Source organism: Aeromonas sp. R4-3 (assembly GCF_040908275.1).
Classification (GTDB): domain Bacteria; phylum Pseudomonadota; class Gammaproteobacteria; order Enterobacterales; family Aeromonadaceae; genus Aeromonas; species Aeromonas rivipollensis.
Genome location: NZ_JBFODK010000029.1, coordinates 240432 through 263339 on the forward strand (window position 1 = coordinate 240432; position 22908 = coordinate 263339).

25 protein-coding genes, 5 tRNA genes and 1 pseudogene are annotated in these 22908 nt (G+C 62.1%); 24 read left to right on the top strand and 7 right to left on the bottom strand.

What is annotated here, in order from left to right:
- The first annotated feature begins 196 nt into the window (after positions 1 to 196).
- Complete coding sequence (locus tag AB5Y91_RS09775; RefSeq protein WP_025326890.1) at positions 197 to 1567, top strand: L-serine ammonia-lyase; 1371 nt, start codon at positions 197 to 199, stop codon at positions 1565 to 1567.
- Positions 1568 to 1799: 232 nt separating this feature from the next.
- Here the strand turns inward: AB5Y91_RS09775 and AB5Y91_RS09780 are convergent, their stop codons facing one another.
- Positions 1800 to 2759, bottom strand: coding sequence for a lytic transglycosylase domain-containing protein (locus AB5Y91_RS09780; RefSeq protein ID WP_368169662.1), 960 nt, complete (start codon positions 2757 to 2759; stop codon positions 1800 to 1802).
- Entirely contained in the window at positions 2759 to 3037 is a 279-nt protein-coding gene (locus tag AB5Y91_RS09785; protein ID WP_106886864.1) for a YcgL domain-containing protein, read from the bottom strand. The genes AB5Y91_RS09780 and AB5Y91_RS09785 overlap by 1 nt, the downstream gene beginning before the upstream one ends.
- Positions 3038 to 3143: 106 nt before the next feature.
- On the opposite strand from AB5Y91_RS09785, the gene minC reads away from it, so the two are divergent.
- The 6 genes from minC (at position 3144) to AB5Y91_RS09815 (ending at position 6842) form a co-directional block, all read left to right on the top strand.
- The gene (gene minC / locus AB5Y91_RS09790; RefSeq protein WP_368169663.1) at positions 3144 to 3866 is read left to right on the top strand and encodes a septum site-determining protein MinC; all 723 of its coding nucleotides are present in this window, start codon (positions 3144 to 3146) and stop codon (positions 3864 to 3866) included.
- A gap of 18 nt (positions 3867 to 3884) precedes the next feature.
- A complete protein-coding gene (gene minD, locus AB5Y91_RS09795; RefSeq protein ID WP_098984135.1) occupies positions 3885 to 4697 on the top strand; it encodes a septum site-determining protein MinD in 813 nt (270 codons plus the stop codon).
- A gap of 2 nt (positions 4698 to 4699) precedes the next feature.
- Complete coding sequence (minE, locus tag AB5Y91_RS09800; protein ID WP_005311265.1) at positions 4700 to 4966, top strand: cell division topological specificity factor MinE; 267 nt, start codon at positions 4700 to 4702, stop codon at positions 4964 to 4966.
- 178 nt (positions 4967 to 5144) lie between these two features.
- Positions 5145 to 5471, top strand: a complete 327-nt coding sequence (locus tag AB5Y91_RS09805) for an HI1450 family dsDNA-mimic protein (protein ID WP_041205707.1) — start codon at positions 5145 to 5147, stop codon at positions 5469 to 5471.
- Positions 5472 to 5524: 53 nt separating this feature from the next.
- Complete coding sequence (mtgA, locus tag AB5Y91_RS09810) at positions 5525 to 6232, top strand: monofunctional biosynthetic peptidoglycan transglycosylase (protein WP_368169747.1); 708 nt, start codon at positions 5525 to 5527, stop codon at positions 6230 to 6232.
- Between the two features lie 286 nt (positions 6233 to 6518).
- Complete coding sequence (locus AB5Y91_RS09815) at positions 6519 to 6842, top strand: HI1450 family dsDNA-mimic protein (RefSeq protein WP_005331685.1); 324 nt, start codon at positions 6519 to 6521, stop codon at positions 6840 to 6842.
- Positions 6843 to 6887: 45 nt separating this feature from the next.
- On the opposite strand, the gene AB5Y91_RS09820 is transcribed toward AB5Y91_RS09815, so the two are convergent.
- Entirely contained in the window at positions 6888 to 7199 is a 312-nt protein-coding gene (locus AB5Y91_RS09820; protein ID WP_005331684.1) for a DUF1289 domain-containing protein, read from the bottom strand.
- A 1-nt stretch (position 7200) separates the two neighbouring features.
- Positions 7201 to 8076 carry a S1 RNA-binding domain-containing protein gene (locus AB5Y91_RS09825; RefSeq protein ID WP_368169664.1) on the bottom strand — a complete coding sequence of 292 codons (876 nt, stop codon included), beginning with the start codon at positions 8074 to 8076 and terminating at the stop codon, positions 7201 to 7203.
- A 271-nt stretch (positions 8077 to 8347) separates the two neighbouring features.
- On the opposite strand from AB5Y91_RS09825, the gene AB5Y91_RS09830 reads away from it, so the two are divergent.
- From AB5Y91_RS09830 to AB5Y91_RS09845, 4 genes are all read left to right on the top strand, one after another.
- The gene (locus tag AB5Y91_RS09830; protein ID WP_368169665.1) at positions 8348 to 9580 is read left to right on the top strand and encodes a UPF0149 family protein; all 1233 of its coding nucleotides are present in this window, start codon (positions 8348 to 8350) and stop codon (positions 9578 to 9580) included.
- Positions 9581 to 9730: 150 nt separating this feature from the next.
- Positions 9731 to 10201 carry a MarR family winged helix-turn-helix transcriptional regulator gene (locus tag AB5Y91_RS09835; RefSeq protein ID WP_005331665.1) on the top strand — a complete coding sequence of 157 codons (471 nt, stop codon included), beginning with the start codon at positions 9731 to 9733 and terminating at the stop codon, positions 10199 to 10201.
- Positions 10198 to 10386: a DUF4250 domain-containing protein gene (locus tag AB5Y91_RS09840; protein WP_106886871.1), complete on the top strand. Its 189-nt coding sequence runs from the start codon at positions 10198 to 10200 to the stop codon at positions 10384 to 10386. The genes AB5Y91_RS09835 and AB5Y91_RS09840 overlap by 4 nt, the downstream gene beginning before the upstream one ends.
- Before the next feature lie 161 nt (positions 10387 to 10547).
- The gene (locus AB5Y91_RS09845; protein WP_163137691.1) at positions 10548 to 10724 is read left to right on the top strand and encodes a hypothetical protein; all 177 of its coding nucleotides are present in this window, start codon (positions 10548 to 10550) and stop codon (positions 10722 to 10724) included.
- Between the two features lie 92 nt (positions 10725 to 10816).
- Here AB5Y91_RS09845 and AB5Y91_RS09850 read toward each other — a convergent pair whose 3' ends face one another.
- Positions 10817 to 11404, bottom strand: coding sequence for an FMN-dependent NADH-azoreductase (locus AB5Y91_RS09850; RefSeq protein WP_025326879.1), 588 nt, complete (start codon positions 11402 to 11404; stop codon positions 10817 to 10819).
- A gap of 226 nt (positions 11405 to 11630) precedes the next feature.
- On the opposite strand from AB5Y91_RS09850, the gene AB5Y91_RS09855 reads away from it, so the two are divergent.
- From AB5Y91_RS09855 to AB5Y91_RS09870, 4 genes and pseudogenes are all read left to right on the top strand, one after another.
- Entirely contained in the window at positions 11631 to 12521 is an 891-nt protein-coding gene (locus AB5Y91_RS09855) for a DMT family transporter (protein ID WP_368169666.1), read from the top strand.
- Between the two features lie 73 nt (positions 12522 to 12594).
- A pseudogene (gene purT / locus AB5Y91_RS09860) lies at positions 12595 to 13680 on the top strand (formate-dependent phosphoribosylglycinamide formyltransferase); the annotation flags it as partial.
- A gap of 150 nt (positions 13681 to 13830) precedes the next feature.
- The gene (gene hxpB / locus AB5Y91_RS09865) at positions 13831 to 14490 is read left to right on the top strand and encodes a hexitol phosphatase HxpB (protein WP_368169667.1); all 660 of its coding nucleotides are present in this window, start codon (positions 13831 to 13833) and stop codon (positions 14488 to 14490) included.
- 154 nt (positions 14491 to 14644) lie between these two features.
- Positions 14645 to 14848: a CPXCG motif-containing cysteine-rich protein gene (locus AB5Y91_RS09870; protein ID WP_005301298.1), complete on the top strand. Its 204-nt coding sequence runs from the start codon at positions 14645 to 14647 to the stop codon at positions 14846 to 14848.
- Between the two features lie 507 nt (positions 14849 to 15355).
- Here the strand turns inward: AB5Y91_RS09870 and AB5Y91_RS09875 are convergent.
- On the bottom strand, positions 15356 to 15973 hold the full coding sequence (locus AB5Y91_RS09875) for a riboflavin synthase subunit alpha (RefSeq protein ID WP_368169668.1): 618 nt from the start codon (positions 15971 to 15973) through the stop codon (positions 15356 to 15358).
- Between the two features lie 136 nt (positions 15974 to 16109).
- On the opposite strand from AB5Y91_RS09875, the gene AB5Y91_RS09880 reads away from it, so the two are divergent.
- The 7 genes from AB5Y91_RS09880 to AB5Y91_RS09910 all read left to right on the top strand — a co-directional run bounded on the left by AB5Y91_RS09880 (position 16110) and on the right by AB5Y91_RS09910 (position 18656).
- Complete coding sequence (locus AB5Y91_RS09880) at positions 16110 to 16316, top strand: YaeP family protein (protein WP_005324956.1); 207 nt, start codon at positions 16110 to 16112, stop codon at positions 16314 to 16316.
- Between the two features lie 151 nt (positions 16317 to 16467).
- Positions 16468 to 17847, top strand: a complete 1380-nt coding sequence (locus AB5Y91_RS09885) for an MATE family efflux transporter (RefSeq protein ID WP_106886877.1) — start codon at positions 16468 to 16470, stop codon at positions 17845 to 17847.
- Between the two features lie 240 nt (positions 17848 to 18087).
- Positions 18088 to 18164: transfer RNA gene (locus AB5Y91_RS09890), tRNA-Val, on the top strand.
- 13 nt (positions 18165 to 18177) lie between these two features.
- Positions 18178 to 18254, top strand: a tRNA-Val gene (locus tag AB5Y91_RS09895).
- A gap of 18 nt (positions 18255 to 18272) precedes the next feature.
- Positions 18273 to 18349 (top strand) — tRNA-Val (locus AB5Y91_RS09900).
- Positions 18350 to 18467: 118 nt separating this feature from the next.
- Positions 18468 to 18544: transfer RNA gene (locus tag AB5Y91_RS09905), tRNA-Val, on the top strand.
- Positions 18545 to 18579: 35 nt separating this feature from the next.
- Positions 18580 to 18656 (top strand) — tRNA-Val (locus AB5Y91_RS09910).
- Between the two features lie 105 nt (positions 18657 to 18761).
- Here the strand turns inward: AB5Y91_RS09910 and AB5Y91_RS09915 are convergent.
- Complete coding sequence (locus AB5Y91_RS09915) at positions 18762 to 21191, bottom strand: DNA polymerase II (RefSeq protein ID WP_368169669.1); 2430 nt, start codon at positions 21189 to 21191, stop codon at positions 18762 to 18764.
- A 166-nt stretch (positions 21192 to 21357) separates the two neighbouring features.
- On the opposite strand from AB5Y91_RS09915, the gene AB5Y91_RS09920 reads away from it, so the two are divergent.
- Positions 21358 to 21852, top strand: a complete 495-nt coding sequence (locus AB5Y91_RS09920; RefSeq protein ID WP_368169670.1) for a prolyl-tRNA synthetase associated domain-containing protein — start codon at positions 21358 to 21360, stop codon at positions 21850 to 21852.
- Positions 21853 to 22171: 319 nt separating this feature from the next.
- A complete protein-coding gene (locus AB5Y91_RS09925; protein WP_368169671.1) occupies positions 22172 to 22876 on the top strand; it encodes a hypothetical protein in 705 nt (234 codons plus the stop codon).
- The last annotated feature ends 32 nt before the right edge of the window (positions 22877 to 22908 follow it).

The following is a 22908-nucleotide window of genomic DNA, read 5'->3' on the forward strand; positions in this document are numbered from 1 at the left end:
GGATAACCATCAAAATAAATTTTATACTCGCGCCGTGAATTCAACAAAAATAGATCTATTTCAACTTTTTTTAGGCAGGAAGCCGTTACACTGCGGTTATCTGGTTCCCTGGCCTTTGTGACGACAGACCCGTCCCATGGATCACCCTTTCTGCGAGCGGGCATGGCGCCCCCTTCTACCCTGAGGTAATTGTTACATGATCAGCGTTTTTGATATCTTCAAAATCGGTGTTGGCCCCTCCTCTTCCCACACTGTCGGCCCGATGAAAGCAGCCAAACAGTTCGTGGATGATCTGCGTGCTAGCGGCAAGATCCGTGACATCACCCGGATCCAGGTTGACGTCTATGGCTCCCTCTCCTGGACCGGCAAAGGCCACCACACCGACACCGCCATCATCATGGGGCTGGCCGGCAACCTGCCGGAAAATGTCGACATCGACGGCATTCCTGAATTCATCTCCCGGGTCGAGCAGACCGGTCGTCTGCCCATAGGCCTGCACTGCCACACCGTCAGCTTCCCGAAAGGCGCCATGGTGTTCCATGACGAGGCCCTGCCCCTGCACGAGAACGGCATGAAGCTGACCGCCTTCATCGAAGACGAGGCCATCTACAGCAAGACCTATTACTCCATCGGCGGTGGCTTCATCGTCGATGAAGAGAGTTTCGGCAAGGCCGACAGCGGCGACATGACCGTCAACTACCCCTTCAAGAGCGCCGCCGAGCTGCTCGCCCACTGCGGCCAGACCGGTCTCTCCATCTCCGCCCTGATGCTGGAAAACGAGAAGTGCTTCAACACCCCGGAAGAGATCTACAAGAAGCTCGGCAAGATCTGGACCACCATGCGTGAAGGGATAGAGCGCGGCTGCCGCACCGAGGGTGTCCTGGCAGGCCCGCTGCGGGTGCCGCGCCGTGCCGCTCCCCTCTACCGTCAGCTGACCACCAACGAGCATCTCTCCAACGACCCCATGAGCATCGTTGACTGGGTCAACATGTTCGCTCTCGCGGTGAGTGAAGAGAATGCCGCCGGTGGCCGCGTCGTCACCGCCCCGACCAACGGCGCCGCGGGCATCATCCCGGCCGTGCTGGCCTACTACGACAAGTTCATCCAGCCGGTCGGCCGCGACGAATATACCCGCTTCTACCTGGCCGCCGCCGCCGTCGGCATGCTCTACAAGATGAACGCCTCCATCTCGGGTGCCGAAGTGGGTTGCCAGGGTGAAGTGGGTGTCTCCTGCTCCATGGCCGCCGCTGGCCTGACCGAACTCATGGGCGGCAGCCCGGAGCAGGTGTGTGAAGCGGCCGAGATCGGCATGGAGCACAACCTGGGTCTGACCTGCGATCCGGTCGCCGGTCAGGTACAGGTGCCCTGCATCGAGCGCAACGCCATCGCCGCCATGAAGGCGGTCAACTCCTCCCGCATGGCCCTGCGTCGTACCTCCAAGCCCCGTGTTTCCCTGGACAAGGTCATCGAGACCATGTACATCACCGGCAAGGACATGGACTCCAAGTACCGTGAAACCTCCCGCGGTGGCCTGGCCATCAAGGTGATGCAGGTTGCCTGCGAATAAGCGGCAGACAGCAGATGCAAAAAAGGCGGGAGAGATTCCCGCCTTTTTTCTGCCTTTTTTTCAGGGGCAGAGGCACTGACATGAAGAATAAAGAGGAAAGGGGGCAATTCATCCGTCAGGGGGCAAAGTGGGGAGGGATGAATTTGCTATCTTATTCGGCGACCCCCTCACCATCTTATTCCGCTCTTATCCCACTTTTATCCCGCACTTGCTCCGCTCTTCTATTCCACTTTTATTCCACTATCCGATCCGCAAGGGTGCCAACCGCCACCACGAAATAGGGGGAGCGGTTCCAGTGGCGCAGCACCCGGTAATTGTCATAGGCAAGATAACTGCGGCCATGGACGTCATCGGGCCGGATGAGGGAGGCCTGCATCTCGACGTTGGGCAGCAGTGAGCCATCCAGTTGCCGCACCCCGAGCGCCTGCCAGGCCTGAAGCGGCTTGCGCTGCTCCAGGCCAAACAGGGCGGGCTTGAGGGCGTCGGGCACCCTCACCCGCCGTCCCCAGGTCTGATCCTCTCGCCAGCCGTTCTGATGCAGATAATTGGCTGCCGATCCAAACACATCCGCCAGATTGCCCCACAGATCCTTCCTGCCATCCCCGTCCTGATCGACCGCGTACTTGAGGAAGGACGAGGGCATGAACTGCACCTGCCCCATGGCCCCCGCCCAGGAGCCCTTGAAGGCGGCGGGGCTCACGTGCCCCTGCTCTATGATGCGCAGGGCATCGAACAGCTGATCCTTGAAGAAGGCTTCCCGTCGCCCTTCCCAGGCCAGGGTCGCCAGGGAGGAGACCAGCGGGAAATTACCGGTGAGTTTGCCGAAATTGGTTTCTATGCCCCACAAGGCGACAATAAAACGGGGCTGCACCCCATATTCATCGCCTATTTTCGTGAGCAGCGGCAGATGCTGGCGATATAAGGCGCGGGCTTGCTTGACTTTCCATTGGGGCACGGCACGGGGAATATAGGAATCCAGGGTCAGTTTGAATTCCGGCTGATTTTTGTCGTGCTTGATGGCCGCCTCTATGAGGCGAATATCGGCAAAAGCGGCCGTTACCGTCGCAGGCTGGATGCCGGCCGCCAGGGCTTGCTGTTTGAGACTCGTCACATAATGGTCAAAATCGACGCTGGCCTCCAGGGGTGCACTTAATAGTGCGCTCAACAATAACAGTGCCAGCCTCCCCTGCATCAGCGGGAGCCTTTTAATTGTGCCTTGTGCTGCTCCAGCAAATTTTCCGGTGGCGGCGGCACCTGCAGATAGAAACCCTGGCTCTGCAAGGCCGCCATCACCCGCTCGGTGGAGGCGATCCCCAGGGGCTTGGCCGGGTCCAGCTTGGTCATCAAGACCAGCTCGGGGCGTCCGAAGGTACTCATCAGTGCCTCTGGCACACGGGAAAAGTCCTCTCTTCTTTCAATAAAGAGATAGGTCTCGGCTTTTTTGCGACTTTTATAGACTGCACACAACATGGAAATTGATATAATCCGACGGGTTCATTGCCTCTGGTGGTGGCAAACTATAACATCAGGAATTGAATAACAATAACGTATTACCGTCTCGGTTCGGGGAAGATTCATGGTTGAACGCGATAACGAATTGAAAGGGACCACCTTCACTATTTCTGTGTTGCATCTCAGCGATGGCAATCCGGACCGGATCCGACAACTGCTGGAGGCCAAGGTCGCGCAGGCTCCCCAGTTTTTTAATTGTGCCCCCCTCGTCCTCAATGTGGAACGCCTCAGCGATATCCCCGATTTCGAGCAGCTCAGGGAGCTGGTCGAGTCGGAAGATTTCGTGCTGGTCGGCATCACGGGGGCGCGGGATGAGGCGATGAAGACGGCGGCCAAGGCGGCCGGGCTGGCCGTCATGGTGTCGGGCAAGAGCCGCAAGGCCGAGCCTGTGGCACCGGCGCCAGCGCCAGCACCTGAACCCGTGGAGGTGGCCCAGGTCGCCCCGGTTCAGACCCTGGAGCCGACCAAGGTCCACGTCGGGCCGGTGCGCTCCGGCCAGCAGATCTATGCTGCCGGCACCTCGCTGGTGGTGCTGGGCTCGGTCAGTCCGGGGGCCGAAGTCATCGCCGACGACAGCATCCATATTTATGGCGCCCTGCGTGGCCGTGCCATCGCGGGGGCCAAGGGCAATCCCCTTGCCCGCATTTATTGCCAGCAATTGCAGGCCGAGCTGCTCTCCATCGCGGGCACCTTCCAGCTCAGCGATGCACTGCCGGCAGGCCTGATACAAGAGCCAGTCCATATCCGGCTGGACAACGAACAACTCCGAATAGACCGCATCAAATAGAGTTACAAGGAAGCGAGAATGGCGCGAATCATAGTCGTTACATCGGGCAAAGGTGGCGTTGGCAAGACCACAACCAGCGCGGCCCTGAGCACCGGCTTGGCCCAGCGTGGCCACAAGACAGTGGTCATCGATTTTGACATTGGCCTGCGAAACCTGGATCTCATCATGGGCTGCGAGCGGCGCGTGGTGTATGACTTCGTCAATGTGATCAACGGTGAGGCCAACCTCAACCAGGCCCTCATCAAGGACAAGCGTTCCGAGAATCTGTTCATCCTGCCTGCCTCCCAGACCCGGGACAAGGACGCCCTGACCCGCGAAGGGGTCGAGAAGATCCTGGATCAGCTGGCGGAGATGAAGTTCGATTACATCGTCTGCGACTCCCCGGCCGGCATCGAGGCGGGGGCCCTGATGGCGCTCTATTTCGCCGACGAGGCCATCGTCACCACCAACCCGGAAGTCTCTTCCGTGCGTGACTCGGATCGCATCCTTGGCATCCTGGCCTCCAAGTCCCGCCGCGCCGAGCGCGGGGAAGACCCCATCAAGGAGCACCTGTTGCTGACCCGCTACTGCCCGACTCGCGTCAGCCGTGGCGACATGCTGAGCGTGCAGGATGTGCAGGAGATCCTGGCCATCAAACTGCTCGGAGTGATCCCGGAGTCCCAGGCGGTGCTGCGCGCCTCCAACTCGGGGGAGCCGGTCATTCTGGACAAGGAGTCCGATGCCGGTCAGGCCTATGAGGACGCCGTTGCCCGCCTGCTGGGTGACACCAAGGATTTTCGTTTTCTGGAAGAAGAAAAGAAGGGCTTCTTTAGCCGACTGTTCGGGAGTTAAACATGTCATTATTGGATTATTTTCGTTCCAACAAGAAACAAAACACCGCACAACTGGCCAAAGAGCGGTTGCAGATCATAGTCGCGCACGAGCGTTCTTCAAGAGGGGGGCCGGATTACCTGCCCCAGCTCAAGCAGGATCTCCTCGACGTGATCCGCAAGTATGTGCAGATCGATCCGGACAAGATCACCGTCCAGCTCGATAAGAAGAGTGACGAGCTGTCGGTACTGGAGCTCAACATCACCTTCGCCGATGACAAGAAGGGATGAGCTGACGCCCCATGCGTGACCCCTTCCCTCAATGAAGACCGGATCCTGTAGCAGGATCCGGTTTTTTATTGCCTGGCGCAGAGGCATCTCGCCAAGGCGTGCGGGGCCAGCTAGAATACTGCCCGCCCCCTCGGCCCTGCCGACGGGCCCTCTCCCCCTCATCTGGAATACAGGTCTTATGTCTTTGAATGACGAAATGCACAGCGTCGAGGAACTGCTCGATACCGCCCTCGAACTCTTCATGGAGCTGGCCTCGGACAACCTGCCCGAGCAGGAGATAGCCCTGTTCAACCAGGCCTTCAACGATCGGGGTCTGCTGGCGGAGACCGACCCCGCCGATGACTGGGAAGCGGACGTGGGGTTTGCCGTGAGCGATGCCGAGTACGCCGAAATCTGGGTTGGCCTTGGCAATGCCGAGCAAGAGTATGAGCACCTGTTCGCCCGCATGCTGCTCTCCCGCCGTGTCGACGAGAAGTTTTGCCACATCGAATGGCTGCCCCAATAATTCCGGATCCCGACGATCCCGGTCACTATGAGTGGGACTCAGAGCCTGAGCCCGTGAGACCGACGCGCTGGCGGCGCCTGCTGGGCTGGCTCGGCAAGCTGCTGCTGGCGGCGCTGGTCAGCTCCATCGTCTCGGTGGCGCTGCTGCGCTTCATCGATCCCCCCATGTGGACCTGGCGCCTCGAGCGGGCGCTGTTTCCCCCCGCCAAGGTGGCCGAGGTCAGGCACGACTGGGTGCCCCTCGAGCGTATCTCGCGGGAGTTGCAACTGGCGGTGATCGCCGCCGAGGATCAGCGCTTCGCCGATCATAACGGCTTCGACATGGATGCCATCAGCTCGGCCCTCAAACACAACCAGCAAAGCCGGCGGGTGCGCGGGGCCAGTACCCTGAGCCAGCAGACGGCGAAGAATCTCTTCATGTGGAGCGATCGCAGCTTGCTGCGCAAGGGGATAGAGGCCTGGTTCACCCTGCTGATGGAGCTGGGCTGGGACAAGTCCCGTATCCTCGAGGTGTATCTGAATATAGTAGAGTTCGGGCCCGGCATCTATGGCGCCGAGGCCGCCGCCAGGCACTACTTCGGCAAACCGGCGTCGCGCCTGACCCGCTACGAGGCCTCCTTGCTGGCCGCCGCCCTGCCCAATCCCTGGCGCTACCGGGTCAAGCCCCCCTCGCCCTATGTGCAGCAGCGCTCGGCCTGGATCCGCCGCCAGATGAGTCAGCTCGGCCAGGTCACCCTGAACCGGGTGCACGAGGCCGGCTAGGTTCGTCGACGGGGTCGGAGGCCGGCCCCAGATGGCCGCCGATGACCTCCCGGTGCAACGGCAAATAGTGCCACCACCAGGTCTCCCGTCGCCGCTTGATCTGCCGCCTGTACTGTCGTCGCTTCATGCTGCCCAGATGCCTCATCATGCCGCCCGATGGCGGCGGCTCTGTTAACCTTATCCCCTGTTTCGGCCATTTGACAGCACGGGTTGCCAGCCTCACGCGCTGGCCGCCATCCCCAATAATTGTTAAAGTGGCGAACCTGGACGTATCTGGAGTGATTTCATGGAACAACGTAGCCCGGATCAGCTGGTCGAGTGGGCCTATGATCAGTTTCTGGAGCAGGCCGCCGACATGCTGGCCCCCGAACAAATCGTCGACATCACTCTCGAATTCGAGCAGCGTGGCGCCGTCGAGGCGACCCTGCCCAACGCCGACTGGTCGACCGAGCTCGGCGTGCCGGTCGACATGGAGCGTTGGGCCGAGGTGTGGGTCGGCTTGCTGGATCATCAGGAGGAGTTCGAGGTGATCTACGCCACCTTCCTGCTGCCCCGGGATCAGAGCGAACACGAGGTCCATGTCCGCTGGCACCGCCAGCAACAGGCATAAGAAAAGGCGCCCCTGGCGCCTTTTTCGTCTCTGCGGTTTACCCCTTCAGGGGCGAGCCGCTATGGCCTTGGCCAGACAGCGGCGGCACCAGCAGGCGCTCGCCTCGCTCATGGGCAAGGAGGGCAGCTGGCTGCACCAGCAGCGCTCTATGGGTTCACCGGCGGAGACGGCGCAAAACGCCGGCTCGCCGCATCCCGGGCACTGATGGGTGCTGCGCGTGCCATCCAGCTCGGCCATGCGGGCCAGCTGGGCCTCGCTGTCCATGGCGGACCACTGGCCTATCTCGGTCAGGGTGCGCCCGCAACCGAGGCAGAGTCCATCCTTGGCCCGGCAGTCGCCGATGCAGGGACTCGGCACCTTATTCGCCGTCCTGGGCCGAGCTGGTCTCTGTTGCAACCAGCGTGATGCTGTTGTCTTCGATGACGATCTTGCCCTGCTTGTAGAGCCCGCCTATGGCCTTCTTGAAGGTGCCCTTGCTCATATTGAACATCTTGTAGATGAGCTCGGGTTCGCTCTTGTCCCCCACCGCCAGACTGCCGCCCTGCTTCTGCAAGCGGGTGAGAATACGGCCGCCGGCATCATCCATCCGATCCTGCCCCGGTTTTTGCAGGGTCAGGTCCAGCTTGCCATCCTCACGGACCTGCTTGACCCAGGCGGTCAGCGGTCGGCCCGTCATCAAGCGGCCGAACACCTCGTTCTTGAACAGCATGCCGGAGTACTGACCGTTGACCACGGCCTTGATGCCGAGGGGGGTGTGTTCCCCGGGCAGTGCAGTGACTTCGTCACCGGCCTTGAAGGGGGGATCGACGCGCAGGAAGCGCTCGAGGCGGCTGGTGCCCACCATGCGTCCCTCGTTGTCCAGCATCAGGTGCACCAGGTAGACATGGCCCACCTGCATCGGCTTGTTCTGCTCGCGGCTTGGCACGAACAGATCCTTTTTCATGCCCCAGTCGAGGAAGGCGCCGATCTTGTTGGCGTTGACCACCTTGAGGCCGACGATGTCACCCACCATGGCAAAGGGCTTGTCGGTGGTGATCACCGGCTCGCAATCTGCGTCCAGATAGAGAAAGACGGACACCTCGCCATCTTCGGCGACGCCTTCCGGCAGTTGACGCTTGGGCAACAGCAGCTCGCCATATTCCCCCGCGGCCAGCCAGGCGCCACGATCTTCGAGCTCGACTACGGTGAGGGTGTTCATCTTGCCAATCTGTAACATGGTGATCTCTTCTTTCAATATCTGGATGGGCCTGCAGTTCATGGCCCGTAATAATGCGCATCGCCCCTGTCGTCGGCTGAGGGAGGACAAGGGCTCAGGTTTTTTCATGCAGGCGCGCATGTTACCCCAGAGCCGTGACAGGACCTAGTCCCTTGCCCGTCCCCCCACAGGATTTTCACCTCGGGGTGGCCCTGTATTGGCGATATTAGCAGCACTCGGTCGCCCCTTGGCTGCAAATAACCCCACTTTTAGGTAGACTTCGCGGCCGTCAAATCCAGAGGAAGCGTCGATGAACCCAGCCACTCGTACCCGTCATCTCAATCAATGGATCCAGAGCCACAGCCAGCAGGACATGAGTTACCCGGCCCTGCACGGCTTTCTCTGCGCCCGTCTGACGGGGCCGATCGCCCCTGACTGGCAAGATCCCCTGGCCGGGTTGCTGCCCCGTGACGCCGAGCTTGACGAGAAGAGTGCCGAGGCGCTGCATCACCTGATCGCCGAGCTGGAGGCCCAGGCCGACGACGCCCAGCTGGTCTTGCCGAGCCAGTGCCGGCTCTCTAACGAGACCCCGGAGCAGGTATTCGAGCAGAGCCACCCCCTCGGCCAGTGGAGTTACGGCTTCAGTCAGGGGGTGGCCCGCTGGCCCACGCCGACGGATCTGAACGATACCACCACCCGGTACCGCTTCAGCCTGGTGGCCGAACTCTGCCTGTTCCGTGACAGGCCCATGGCCCAGATGCTGCATCAGGCCGCGGCCAGCGAGCTGCCCTTCCTGGATTTTTGCAAGCGGCAGCGCCAGCAGATGAAGACGGCCCTCAACCTTCTGCTGACCCTGGATCAGGATGGGGCACGGCATGAAGAAGAACCGCTTCCCGACAACGAACAGACCCGCCAGTGGCAGCAATGGTTCGAGCAGGCGGCGCAGTGCCGCGATCCCCTCGCCCGCCTCTCCTGGTTTGACCGCATCATCGCCGATGCCAGCCCCCTGTTCGACGAGGCCTTCTGGCAACAACACGCAGGCCGCGGCTGGAGCTCCCCCGAGGCCCGCCCACTGATCGCGGCCCAGGCGGGCCGGGCCGATTGCCTGCTGCGACTGGGGCAGCAGGAGCAGGCCCGCCAGGCATACCTGGCCCTGCTCGACCTTTGTCAGGCCGACGAGCCTGGCTGTCGTCACCCTCTCTCCAGCCTCTATGCCTGGCAAGGGGACTGGGCCGCCCTGCAGGGCCTGCTGGTGCGCTTCAATGAAGCCTCCTGCTGGCTGCGCTACAACAAGGCGCTGATGGTGTTTGCCACCCAAGGCGAGCTGGCGGCGCAGCCCCATCTGGCCGCCGCCCTTGGCGCCAACCCCCATGTGCCCGCCACCCTGCTGGGCCAGCGCAGGCTGCCCAAGCAGGAGCCCCGCCACTGGCAGGGGGGGAGCCGCGACGAGGCCGCGCTCTATGCGCTCCAGAGCCGCGAGGCCTGGCTTGCTCATAATGCCTTGATCTGGCTGCGTAAAAGTGTAAACAGCAAGGCCAGTTGAGACCCTGGTTGCCGGATCCGTGACGCAACACGTGCGCAAACGCACATTTTTCTGGTGCCCGTTCAGACAAATGCCCTTGTGTTACGTATCATCAAGGTCAAAGTATCAAGAGAAACTGCACCCGATGCAGCCGCCACAGCAGGATGTCATATGTCGAAGATCATAGAGCTGCTCGCGCACTATCCCCCCTATCAGCTGGTCCATGCCGCTGAAATGGTGCGCGATACCTTTGAACAGTTTTACCAGCAGCGGTACCAGCTGACGGTGCCCCAATGGCGCCTGATGATGGTGCTTGGCCCCCACTACCCCATCAGCCAGAAAGAGCTGGTGGAGGCGAGCGGGATGGACAAGGTGCGGATCTCCCGCGAGATCCACCGTCTGGTGGAGAAGGGCATACTGTTCACCGAGAGCAGCGCACAGGACAAGCGCATCAGTCTGGTCTCCTTCACCCCGGCGGGGCTCACCCTGTTCCAGCAGCTCAAGACCGAAGCGGGCAGCTGGCAGCACACCCTCACCGACTATCTGCCTGCAGAGGCGCGCCAGAGCATACGGCTGCACCTGCAAAGCGTGAGCGACGCCATAGAACAACTCCACCTGCTGGACAGCGAGCAACAATCATGACACTGACCCGCTTTGCCACCATGGACATCAACATGCTGCTGAGCCTGGTCAACATGCAGCTTCGTGATCATTACGCCGATCTGGACGATCTCTGCCGGGCGCAGGATCTCGACAAGGAGGCCCTGACTGCGCGGCTGGCCGGCGGCGATTTCCACTACCAGCCTGATCAAAAGCAGTTCAGATAGGGATCCGGATCACAAGCTGTCTCGTGGCGCTGGCCGTGGCGGCAAAAACTGCTAAGGTGAGAGGCAACCCCGCTGGACCCTGGGCCTGAGGTATGGATACATCAGGCTGTCACAGACGGCGGTTAGCCTTAATTCGCTCACCATCAGCCAAGGACGACACCATGATCCTGACCCGACAGACCAGCCTGATCATCATCAGCGCCCTCTTCACGATCGGCCTCTTCTCCCCTCATCTGCCCCAGAGTACGGAGCAGTGGCTCAGCAGCCTGCTGCTGGGATCCCTGGTGGCGGTCTGCCTGCTGGTCGGCAGCGGCTGCCGTCGCTTCATCTGGGATTGAAGACTGGCGTCCCCGCCATCTGAAAACAACAACGCAGCCTGATGGCTGCGTTGTTGTTTCTGGACCTGGGTGAGCAGGCAAGCGTCACGGCATCAGTATGCCAGGGTTTCCAGCTGCTCCTTGGCCTGCTCTATGCCCTTGGCCTGCGCCTCGGGACCCATGCCCATGCCCTCGGCGTAGATGAAGTCCACCTCGTTGATGCCGATAAAGCCCAGCACGGTGCGCATGTAAGGGGTCACCAGATCGGTAGGATTACCCAGGTGCAGGCCGCCGCGGGGGCTGACCACCAGGGCGCGGGTGTTCTCCACCAGGCCGACCGGGCCGGTCTCGGTGTAGCGGAAGGTCACGCCGGCACGGGCCACCAGATCGATCCAGTTCTTCAGCTGGGTCGGGATGTTGAAGTTGTACATGGGGGCCGCGATGATCACCAGATCACTCGCCTTGAGCTCGGCCACCAGCTCGTCGGACTGGGCCAGCACGGCCAGCTGACGCTCGTTCAGGTTCTCACCGCCGCGCAGGCCCATGGCCAGCTCGCCGTCGAGCACCGGCAGGTTCAGGGTTGCCAGATCACGCACGGTGACGCTGTCACCCTGGCGCTCGGCCAGGTAGCCGTCGATCAGGGCGTTGGATTGGGAATACTGGCCCAGGATGCTGGACTTGAGAACGAGGATATTGGCCATGGTGAAACTCCATTTGGTTGTCGGTTGAACAGCTGTGCTGTCGATGGAGGTCACTATAAAGATTGAGGTTCAAGGCGGATAGCGAAAATAGATGCTCAAGTTATTCAAATATTTTGATGCTTGTACGCTTAGTCGCCAGCGAGGTACTCAGCAAGCACCCCGGCCTTGGCAGAACAAACGATTGCCGTTATGATCCGCCGCACTTTTTTTAAGTGACCCGGATCCCATGGCACCCTCCCGCAGGCACTCCCCCTTTGCCGGCGCCGTCTGGATGATGGTGGCAGGCCTCTGCTTTGCCGCCGTCAACAGCCTGAGCCAGTATGTCAGCTTCAAGCTCGGCCTCCCCTCGACCCAGGTCGCCTTTCACCAGTATCTGGTCGCCCTGATCTGCCTGCTGCCCTGGCTCATCCGCCACGGCCTGCGCCAATCCCTGATGACCAACCAGCTGCGGCTGCACTTGCTGCGGGTCGCCCTGGCGGTCATCGGCATCCAGTTCTGGCTCTGGGCCCTGGCGGTGCCCGTGCCCATCTGGCAGGGCATAGCGCTCTTGATGACCTCCCCCCTGTTCGCCACCTTAGGGTCGGCCTTGCTGCTCAAGGAACAGGTGAGCCGGGCGCGCATTCTGGCCACCCTGGCGGGCTTTGTCGGGGCCATGCTGATCCTGGCTCCCTGGACCGATGACTTCAACTGGGCCTCCCTGCTGCCGGTGGCGGCCGCCCTGTTCTGGGCCGGTTACTCCCTGCTGGTGCGCTATCAGGCGGCGAGTGAATCGTCCCACACCATAGTGGTCTACCTGCTCATCTTCAGCACCCCGTTCAACGCCATGCTGGCCCTGCCCGAATGGCAGTGGCCGAGCGAAACCCAGTGGCTGCTGGTGGCCGTCTCAGGGGTGCTGTCGGCCCTGGCCCAGATGTCCATCGCCCGGGCCTACAGCGTGGCCGAGGCCTCCTTCGTGCAGCCCTTTGACTTTGCCAAGCTGCCCATGAACGTGCTGGCGGGCTGGCTGGTGTTTGGCTGGGCGCCTCCCGGCCGATTGTGGCTCGGCGCCGCCATCATCATAGGCGCCATCACGCTGCTGACCCATCTGGAGCAGCGCGCCCACAAATCCGTTTCCTGAGGTACGCCATGCGTGCCTCTTTTTTTACTCACTCGGGTCAGCAACCCTGACCATGGACATCAGGAGAGATCAGATGTTTGGAACCGCCACCCGCCCCGGCGCCACCCGTGCCCTGCTGCTCGGCTCAGGCGAACTCGGCAAGGAAGTCGCCATCGAGCTGCAACGCCTTGGCATAGAAGTGATCGCCGCCGACCGCTACGCCAATGCTCCCGCCATGCAGGTCGCCCACGCCGCCCAGGTGCTGGACATGCTCGATGGCGCCGCCCTGCGCGCCCTGGTGGCCGAGGTCAAGCCCGACCTCATCATCCCCGAGATTGAGGCCATCGCCACCGATACCCTGGCAGAGCTTGAGCAGGAAGGGGTCAGGGTCGTGCCCAACGCCCGCGCCACCCAGCTCACCATGAACCGGGAGGGGATCCGCCGGCTCGCCGCCGAAGAGCTCGGCCTCCCCACCTCCTCCTACCGCTTCGCCCAGAGCAAGGAGGAGTTCGTTGCCGCCGTCGCGGCCATAGGCCTGCCCTGCGTGGTGAAACCCGTGATGAGCTCCTCCGGCAAGGGCCAGAGCCTGCTGCGGGATCTTGCCAAGCTGGACGAGAGCTGGACCTATGCCCAGGAGGGGGGCCGCGCCGGCCGTGGCAAGGTGATAGTCGAAGGTTTCGTCCCCTTCGAGTACGAGATAACCTTGCTCACCGTGCGCGCCGTGGACGGCATCCACTTCTGCGATCCCATAGGCCATCGTCAGGAAGACGGTGACTACCGCGAATCCTGGCAACCCCAGGCCATGAGCGAGCTGGCGCTGGCCCGCGCCAAAGAGGTCGCCGCCAAGGTGGTCGAGGCCCTGGGTGGCCATGGCCTGTTCGGGGTGGAGCTCTTCATCAAGGGTGACGACGTCTGGTTCAGCGAGGTCTCTCCCCGCCCTCACGACACCGGCATGGTGACCCTGATCTCTCAGGATCTCTCCGAGTTCGCCCTGCACGTGCGCGCCATCCTGGGGCTGCCGGTCGGCACCATCACCCAGTTCGGGCCGAGTGCCTCCGCCGTGGTGCTGCGCGATGGCCACAGCCAGGATATCCGCTATCAGGGGGTTGCCGAGGCGCTGGCCCTGGTGCCGGGCGCTCAGCTGCGTCTCTTTGGCAAGCCCGAGATCGCCGGTCGCCGCCCGGGTCGAGGTGCTCCTCTAGAGCGCATTCTTTGCCGCGTAAAAACAAACGTTTATCTGCGTGATCCGACGCAAGGGGCGGGCTTCTGCCCCTTTTCCATTGAGTCGCCGGGCTTATAATCCCCCCTTTACCTATGTCAGGAGTACAAGATGTTAACTGCCGTGATCTTCGATATGGATGGTGTTCTGATCGACTCGGAACCCTTTTGGCAACGGGCCCAGATGGCCGTCTTCTCCGAGCTGGGCCACTTCCACACCGAGGAGGACTGCAACTCCACCATAGGGGTGCGCATCGATCAGCTGGTGGCCCACTGGTATCGCCTGCGTCCCTGGAGCGGCCCGACCCAGGAAGAGGTGGTGCAGCGCATCCTGGATCAGGTGATAGCACTCATCCTGCAGGAAGGTCAGGCCAAGGAGGGGGTGCTGGAGGCCCTCTCCCTCATCGAGGCCCGTGGTCTCAAGATTGGCCTGGCTACCTCTTCCCCCTTCACCATGGTGGAGGCGGTGCTCGGCAAGCTCGGCATCCAGGATCGCTTCATGGCGGTCCACTCCGCCGAGGTGGAGCGCTTTGGCAAACCCCACCCGGATGTCTATATCCACGCCGCCGAGAAGCTGGGCGTCGAACCTGTGCACTGTCTGGCCATCGAGGACAGCTTCACCGGCCTGCTGGCGGCCAAGGCGGCGTCCATGCAGGCGCTGATAGTGCCGGACCCGGCGCTGGTGGGCGACCCCCGTCTCGCCATCGCCGATCACCAGCTGCGTTCGCTGGCCGAACTGGATGCAGACAGGCTGGCCCGCTGGGTGGGGTGAATCCGCACGGGGCCAGTGGTGCACCGGGTCAGAGCTTAGGGGCTAGGCGCATCCCCTGATCCCTGTCATAAACGTGCGCCTGCTCGCGGTTGCGCCGCCTCTTGCCGACTAGAATCAGGGGAAAGAGGCGGCCAGTCGGCCCCAGGAGGTCACCATGATCGAGTACACCAGCAAGCGCATCGTCTGCCCCCACTGCGGCCACCACACCCGGGTCGAGCTGGATGCCAGCCAGGGGGATCAGGAGTTCTACGAGGACTGCATGGCCTGTTGCAATCCGATCCACCTGCGGCTGCACCGGGACGAAGCCCGCGACTGTTTGCAGCTGTTTGTGGATGCGGACGACGAGCAGATGTTCTGATTGCCTTTCGCTGACCAGGCAAGCGAGTGGGACTGGGGCGACGCCATGCCGCCCATCCCCTACTTGCTTCTCCCCAGATGCCTGAGCCCCTCCCCTTCGCGGCACATTCCCTCATAAAGAAAAGCCCCTCGGAGAACCTCAAATCATCCTGAAGTTCGCCAAGGGGCCTTGTCTCTTATGTGATGGTTGTCGGCTCATGGATGTGCCAGACACAAGAAGTGTAGGCCCGGTTTCATCCTTCGGCCAACCTGTGACGCTCAGGCTCCGTCAGCCACGGCAGAGCACGGAGTTGGCTGCCACACTGGGGATGGCGTTTATCCCCGCCACATAGTTCTTCTGTTCATGCCTTTGAGCCCGTCATCTTGACGGGCTTCTTTTTGGCTCAGCCGCAGGAAGATGCGGGGCACTGGCCCATGACGGCATGGGTTCTGCCCTGACGAAAGCCTCGCCTCATATTCACGGGAGAGAACAGGGCCCCCTGCTGCGGGCCCTGCTTGAGATGGCGGATCAGACCGGCTGGCGCGCCGCCAGCACCCGCTCCACGGTGTCGACTATGGCCTGGGTCTGGGGATCGATTTCTATGTTGGTCTGCCAGCCCGCCTTGACCCAGCCCAGGTTGGTACGGGCCAGGGTCTCGGGAATCAGGTTGACGCAGAACTCATTGCCACGCACCTCGCCCACGGTCAGGCTGATGCCGTCAATGCCGATGTAGCCCTTGGTCAGCACGTATTTCATGAGCGTGGGGGCAAGGCGGTACCACAGCTGGCGATTGTTGGGGCTGTCGATGACGGCGCTCACCTCGGCCGTGCCCATGATGTGGCCGGACATGGCATGGCCGCCAATCTCGTCCCCAAAGCGGGCAGCCCGCTCCACATTGACCTTGTCCCCGACAGCCAGCGCGCCGAGGTTGGTCAGGCGCAGGGTCTCCTGCATCAGATCGAAGCTGACCAGTTCCCCCTCGATGCGGGTGACAGTCAGGCAGCAGCCGTTGTGGGCCACGGAGGCGCCGAGTGCCAGCCCCTCGCCCCAGGCCGGGCTCGGCATGCGGATCACATGGGTGCGAAAGTTGGGCAGCTCTTCGATGGCCACCAATTCGGCGGTCCCCTGTACTATGCCGGTGAACATGTCTCGTCTCCACGCTGTAACAAAATTGTCGGCAGGTTACCCCCGGCCACAGTGCAAGACAAGCATGCCGGCTGACAAGGCAGGCCCCGATCGTTATAGTGAGCCCATTCAATCTTGGCTTAACGAGGAAACAAAAATGCAGGTATATCAATGCTGTGAAGCCATTCGCATCGCCTACAACCAGATAGGCTCAGGAGAGCAGGGCTATGTGCCCCAGGCCATCGCCGCCAGCATACGGGCGCTCAACGCCGTGGCGAGCGACGATAGGGTGCCCGCAGATCTGCGCGAGCAGGCCGCCTACGCCGCCGCCAACCTGCTGATCAGCGATCACGAGGACGCCTGATCCCCGGTAGAAATGCGCCGCCAACCTTCCCCGTTGGCGGATTTTCAGGCTAGAATGACACCCCCGCGTTTTGTCTCCTCCCGGCAGGAGATAAAAGCCCCTCTCATTTACCCGTTCTTTTCTCTTTTATCTGATCCACTCGGAGGTGTCAGTGCAACGTTATTGGACCGAGGCGAAGCAGCTCGTTCGTCTAGCCAGCCCCATACTGGTGGCCCAGGTGGCCCAGATCGCCATGAACTTCGTCGATACCGTGATGGCGGGCCAGGTCAGCGCCGTGGATCTCGCTGCCGTGTCGGTCGCCTCCAGCTTCTGGCTGCCCATCATCTTGCTGGTGCAGGGCATCATCATGGCGCTCACCCCCATCGTTTCCCAGCTCAACGGGGCCCGCAAGCGGGACGAGATCCGCCCGGCCGTGCACCAGGGCTTCTGGCTGGCGCTGATGGTGACCCCCATCGCCATGGTGGCGCTCTACTTCAGCCCGCTGGCGCTGCAGTTCATGGACGTGGATCCGGTGATGGCGGACAAGACCGCCGGTTACCTGCACGCCATCCTGTGGGGTCTGCCCGCCTTCGTGCTGTTCCAGGTGCTGCGCAACTTCAGCGAGGGGCTCTCCCACACCATGCCCACCATGGTGATTGGCTTCGTGGGACTGGCGGTCAACATCCCCGCCAACTACATCTTCATTCACGGCCACTTCGGCATGCCCAAGCTCGGCGGTGTCGGCTGCGGCGTGGCCACCGCCATAGTGCTCTGGGCCATGCTGCTGGCGATGATTGCCTACGTGAAGCTCTCCCCCCACTTCAAGAAGATCAATCTGTTCGCCCAGCTCGCGCGCCCCAACGGCAGCCGGATCTGGCGCCTGTTTCGCTTAGGCTTCCCCATCGCCATGGCCATCTTCTGCGAGGTGACCCTGTTTACCGTGGTGGCCCTGATGCTGGCCCCCTTCGGCGCCGAGACGGTGGCGAGCCACCAGATAGCCCTGAACTTCTCCAGCCTGGTGTTTATGCTGCCGCTCTCCATCGGCGTCGGCGTGACTATCAGAGTCGGCCACAGCATAGGGGAAGGCCAGCCGGAGCACGCCCGCGTCGCCGCCCGTACCGGCCTGATGCTGGGCATGGCGGTGGCCGCCGGTACCGCCGCCCTGACGGTGTTGCTGCGCGAACATATCGCGGGGATCTACACCGATGACATCCAGGTGATCACCCTCGCGGCTACCTTGTTGTTCTTCGCCGCCATCTATCAGGTCTCGGACTCGGTGCAGGTGGTGGCGGCCGCGGCCCTGCGTGGCTACAAGGACACCAAGGCCATCTTCTACGTCACCATAGTCGCCTACTGGGGACTGGGGCTGCCCACCGGCATGATCCTGGGGCTGACCGACTGGGTGGTGCCGCGCATGGGGCCCCAGGGCTTCTGGGTAGGCTTCATCGTCGGCCTCACCGGCGCGGCCCTGATGCTGGGTGCAAGGCTGAGATTCATCTATGGTCGCTTCGCGAGTCCCGAGGCCTGCACTACCCTTTCCCGGGCCCAATAAAGGGCGCCACAGCGCCGCTCAATCGAGCGGCTCGCCTGCAAAATCAACAGGCTGCGCAAGAACTGGGCAAACAGTCTCCTTTGTGCATGTCCCTTGTTGACAGCCTTGGGGGGCATGGGTAGTATGCCGACCACGTCAGCAGTGCTGGCGTAGTTGAAGTGGGTTTAACGCTCGGTTGGTCAGAGCATGAACTTGGCATGGTGAAGATTGTGTCTTTGGTTCGAATTCATTTCATCGAGTGGGTTTATAGCTCAGTTGGTTAGAGCACTACCTTGACATGGTAGGGGTCGTTGGTTCGAATCCAATTAAACCCACCACTTTTTCTGTGATGCGTCCTTAGCTCAGCTGGTTAGAGCACCACCTTGACATGGTGGGGGTCGGTGGTTCGAATCCACTAGGACGCACCATTACAGAACACTGATTATGCGTCCTTAGCTCAGCTGGTTAGAGCATCACCTTGACATGGTGGGGGTCGGTGGTTCGAATCCACTAGGACGCACCATTCAGTTTGAAAGAAATACAGATATTCCAGATGTGGGTTTATAGCTCAGTTGGTTAGAACAGTACTTTGACATGGCGTAGGCGATGTCGTTGGTTTTAATACAATTGAACACAGATGTGGGTTTATAGCTCAGTTGGTTAGAGCACTACCTTGACATGGTAGGGGTCGTTGGTTCGAATCCAATTAAACCCACCACTTCTGGCAAATGAAAAAGCCGCATTGCGCACCCTGCGTCCTTAGCTCAGCTGGTTAGAGCATCACCTTGACATGGTGGGGGTCGGTGGTTCGAATCCACTAGGACGCACCAAATTAGAAAAGCCCGCTCATCGAGCGGGCTTTTTGCATTGCGCCTTCTCCCTGCCCTTCCGACCCTCCTGATCCGGGTCAGCCCCCGGCTGTGGGGACTAGCTCGCTAGAAGAGATCCAGCTGCTGGCCGCAGATCCGGTCGAACGACTCGCCGATAAAGGGCAGTATGGCGTCGGCAATGGGCCTCAACTGCTTGTCGATGTAGTGCTCGTAGTCGATGGCGCTGCGCCTGTACTCCAGCGGCTCGGGGCCATTGAGGGTCATCAGATAGGCGATGGTGCCCCTGTGCTGATAACGCTGGGGCTGGCCGCGGCGCAGGTTCTCCTCGTCCGCCAGCCGCGCCGCCCGCACATGGGGGGGCACATTCTTCTGATACTCCTCGAGTTTTTGGCGCAGCCGCTTGCGATAGATGAGCAGATCGTCGTGCAGGCCGGCACGGGTCTCGTCCACCATGGTGCGCACATAGCCGCTGGGATCTTCGTCGTGAAACACCAGCTCGTAGAGCCGGGTCTGAAACTGCTTGGCCAGCATGGTCCAGTCGGTGCGCACAGATTCGAGCCCCTTGAACACCAGCTGCTCAGATCCGGCCTGCCCCTCGCCGCCAACCAGCCCGGCATAGCGCTTCTTGCTCCCCTTCTCCAGCCCGCGGATGGTGGGCATCAGGAAGCGGCGGTAGTGGGTCTCGTATTCGATCTCGAGATAACAGGGCAGATCGAACTCGCGCCTGATCAGTGCCGTCCAGTTGTCGTTGATCATGGCGGCCAGCTCGCGGCCTGTCTGCTCGGCCTGCTGCGGACTGGTCTCCCTGTTCAGGTGAACGAAGGTGGAGTCGGTGTCGCCATAGATCACCTCGAACCCCTTAGCCTCTATCCACTCCCGGGTCTGCTGCATGATGCTGTGACCGCGCAGGGTGATCGATGAGGCAAGTCGCGGATCGTAGAAGCGGCAGCCCCCCGAGCCCAGCACGCCGTAGAAGGAGTTCATGATGATCTTGATGGCCTGGGAGAGCGCCTTGTTGCTGGCCGCCTTGGCCCTGTCCCGCGCCGCCCAGAGGGTGGCGATGAGATCCGGCAGGAAGTGCCGCTCGCGGGAGAACAGGGCGCCGCGAAAGCCGGGAATGGCCTGTTCCGGGTGTTGCAGCCCCTCCACCAATCCCATGGGATCGATGCAGAAGGTGCGGATGATGCTGGGGTAGAGGCTCTTGAAATCGAGCACCAGCACATGGCGATAGAGACCGGGTTTGGAGTCCATCACATAGCCGCCGGGGCTCGCGAGCCCACCATCGGCGGGCAGATTGGGGGCCACGTAGCCGCCGCGATGCAGCCGCGGCAGATAGAGGTTGGTAAAGGCCGCCACCGAGCCCCCCACCCTGTCGAGCTCCAGACCGGTGAGGGAGGCCCGCTCTATGGCGAAGGGGATGAGGTGGCAGTAATCGAAGATCTCCCACACCAGCTTGCAGTCTTCCAGGTTGTAGCGGGCCAGCGCTTCCTTGTCGGAGTGGAACAACTCGGTGATCTTCTCCCCCCGATTGGCCACATCCTCGATGTCCTTGCCGCGACCGAGCAGTTCGCTCGCCACCGCATCCAGGCTGTAGCTGGCAAACTGCCAGGTGGCGCTTTTCAGGGTATCGATGCCGTCCAGCACCATGCGCCCCGGTATGATGACGTTGCCGGTCTGGGGGTCGTTGCGAGACGAGCGCCAGAAGCAGAGCTCCCGCCCCCGCCCGAGCCGCAGGCGGCGCTTGCCCAGCTCGGCGCGGCGCAGCAGCAGGCGAAAGTCGAAGTTCACCACGTTCCAGCCGATCACCAGATCCGGGTCGTGCCGCTGGAACCAGCTCTCCAGCGCGCCGAGCAAGGCGTTCTCGTCCGCCACCCACTCGACCTGGGTACCCCAGCTGTCGGCATCCGCCTCGGGGGTGCCTATCATGATGACCCGCGCATCCTCACGGCTATAGAGCCCCACAGAGAAGAGGGCCCCGTCCATGGCGCACTCCACGTCCAGCGACACCCAGGAGAGGATCGGCGTCACCGCCTGGGGGGCGCAGCGTGCCTCATTCACCTCCCAGTAGCCCTGCCTGCCCCCCTTCTTCACCGCCCGGCCATCGAAGCGCACGCCAGCTGTGATGAAGCGCTCCATCAGGAAGCGCTCCGGCAGCCGTATATCCGCCTCGAAATGCTCCAGCCCGCGAATGAGCAGCAGCTCGATGGCGCGGTGAAAGGCGCTCAGGGTGGCAAAATAGCAGCCCACCACAGGGCGGCCGTCGAAGGTGTGCATCGGCAGACGGCGAAACCGCCCCCTCACCCCGGCGCCCTTGAACAGCTCGGCGGCCTCGGTCATATGGCTCTGTGGCAGGAAGAAGACCGGCTCCTGCCCTGGCACCACCACCCGCACCGGCCCCTGGGCACTCCAGAGCCACATCACGATTTCGGTGGTGGCGGCGTGCCCGTCGCGGCCGCGCACGTCCCGACCGTGGCGGGTCAGGATAAAGCCGTCGAGGGGCGGGGTGGCGGGAACGGGGGGCTGGGTCGCGGTCATGGGCAATAGGGGTCGGCCTTGGGATGGGACTATTGTACGTTCATACAGTGCCTGCTCGCAATCGTCACCCTAGGCTGCGGGGCCTGAGTCAAACTGGTAAGCTCGATCCCGTCGTCATCCCCATCAACCCTTTTATTACCGCGCTTCGCCGACGAAAGGAGTCACTGTGGCAATCTATTCCCTGCTGGATCGGCTCGCCATCCCCTACCAGCGTATCGATCATCCCCCCGTTTTCACCTGCGAGGAGGCGAGCAGGCTGCTGCCCGACCTGCCCGCTGCCAAGACCAAGAACCTCTTTTTGCGCGATCCGAAGAGCGAGCGGCTGTTTCTGATGGTGAGTCCGGAGGAGAGCCGGGTCGACCTCAAGGCGCTGGCGGCACGGCTCGGGGTCAAGCGGCTGAGCTTTGGCTCCCCCGAACGGCTCGAGGCAGTGCTCGGCCTCACCCCGGGTTCGGTCACCCTGCTCGCCATGGTGCGCGATAGCGAGCATGCCGTGGAGCTGGTGGTGGACGAGCGTATCTGGCAGGCCGAGCAGGTGCAGTGCCACCCGCTGGTCAATACCGCCACCCTGCTCATCCGCCTCGACGATGTGCGCCGTCTGCTGACCCACCTGGGCCGAGAGGCCTGCGTCATGGCATTGCCGATAGTGGCAGCCGATTAAATGGCCGACACCACCATCAAGATACAGCACCAACCAGAACCGACCCGTTTCGAATGCCACCTGGCGCCGTTATATGGTCGACTGTGCCGAGGCGGAATAGTCGCGCTATCAGGTGGCACGATTTGACCCGGATGGCAGGCTACTAGCCTGCGGGACCACGCAGCAGGGTGTAATCTACGCAACCTCTCCTGCCCTCGATGCCGGGGAAATCCTCGCTCCCCGGCGCCTGATGGGGGCAGGGTCTGCCATCCGCGGCCGGATTGGTGCATAGTCAGGTTATCATCCGTCCATTGCGTCCTTTCGTGGCACCGGGAGCATCATGCGCATCGCCCTCCTCATTCCCCTGCTGGCCCTGGCCCTTGCGGGCTGCAGCAACACCTCCTCGTCAGGCGCCAGCGTGGGGCTTGGCGCTGGTGACTATTACGGCGGTCACTATGGCGCCTCTTACTGGTGGTACGACGACTATTACGGCTATTGGGATGACTACTACCCCTGGTGCTGCGACAACCAGGGGGATTTTGACGAGCTGATCAAGAAGTGGTGGAGCGGGCTCGATCCTGAGCGCCAACAGGAGATCAAGGAGAAGTATCAGGATTGGCAGGAGAACCATGGCCAGCCCGATGTGGCCGCCCTGCGGGGAGAGCTGGCGGGCCGCTGGAATGCCATGACGCCGGAGCAGCAACAGGCCCTGCGTGACAACCGGCAGAACAGACCCAGCGTCAGCAACCCGGACAAGGGCCCGCACTCACCGCTAGATGACAAGGGGGGCACTCTCCCCAGGGCCGAGAGCGGCCTGCTGACCCCAGGGGCACAGCCCAAGGTCGACGGCGGCCTCTTGATCCCCTCCACCCTGCCCAAGACAAATAACGGCCTCTTGCCCACCGGGACCCAGCCTAGGGTGGATACCAGACCGCACCTTCCCCGCGCCATGGCCACCCCGGTGCGCGCCCCTACCGTCAGGCCGGCGATAAGGCCTGGCTTCACCCCCATGCGCAGCTTCGGGGGCGGAGGCCGCCGCCGCTAGCCCCCACCCCTCTCGGCGAGCGCGAGGGATAC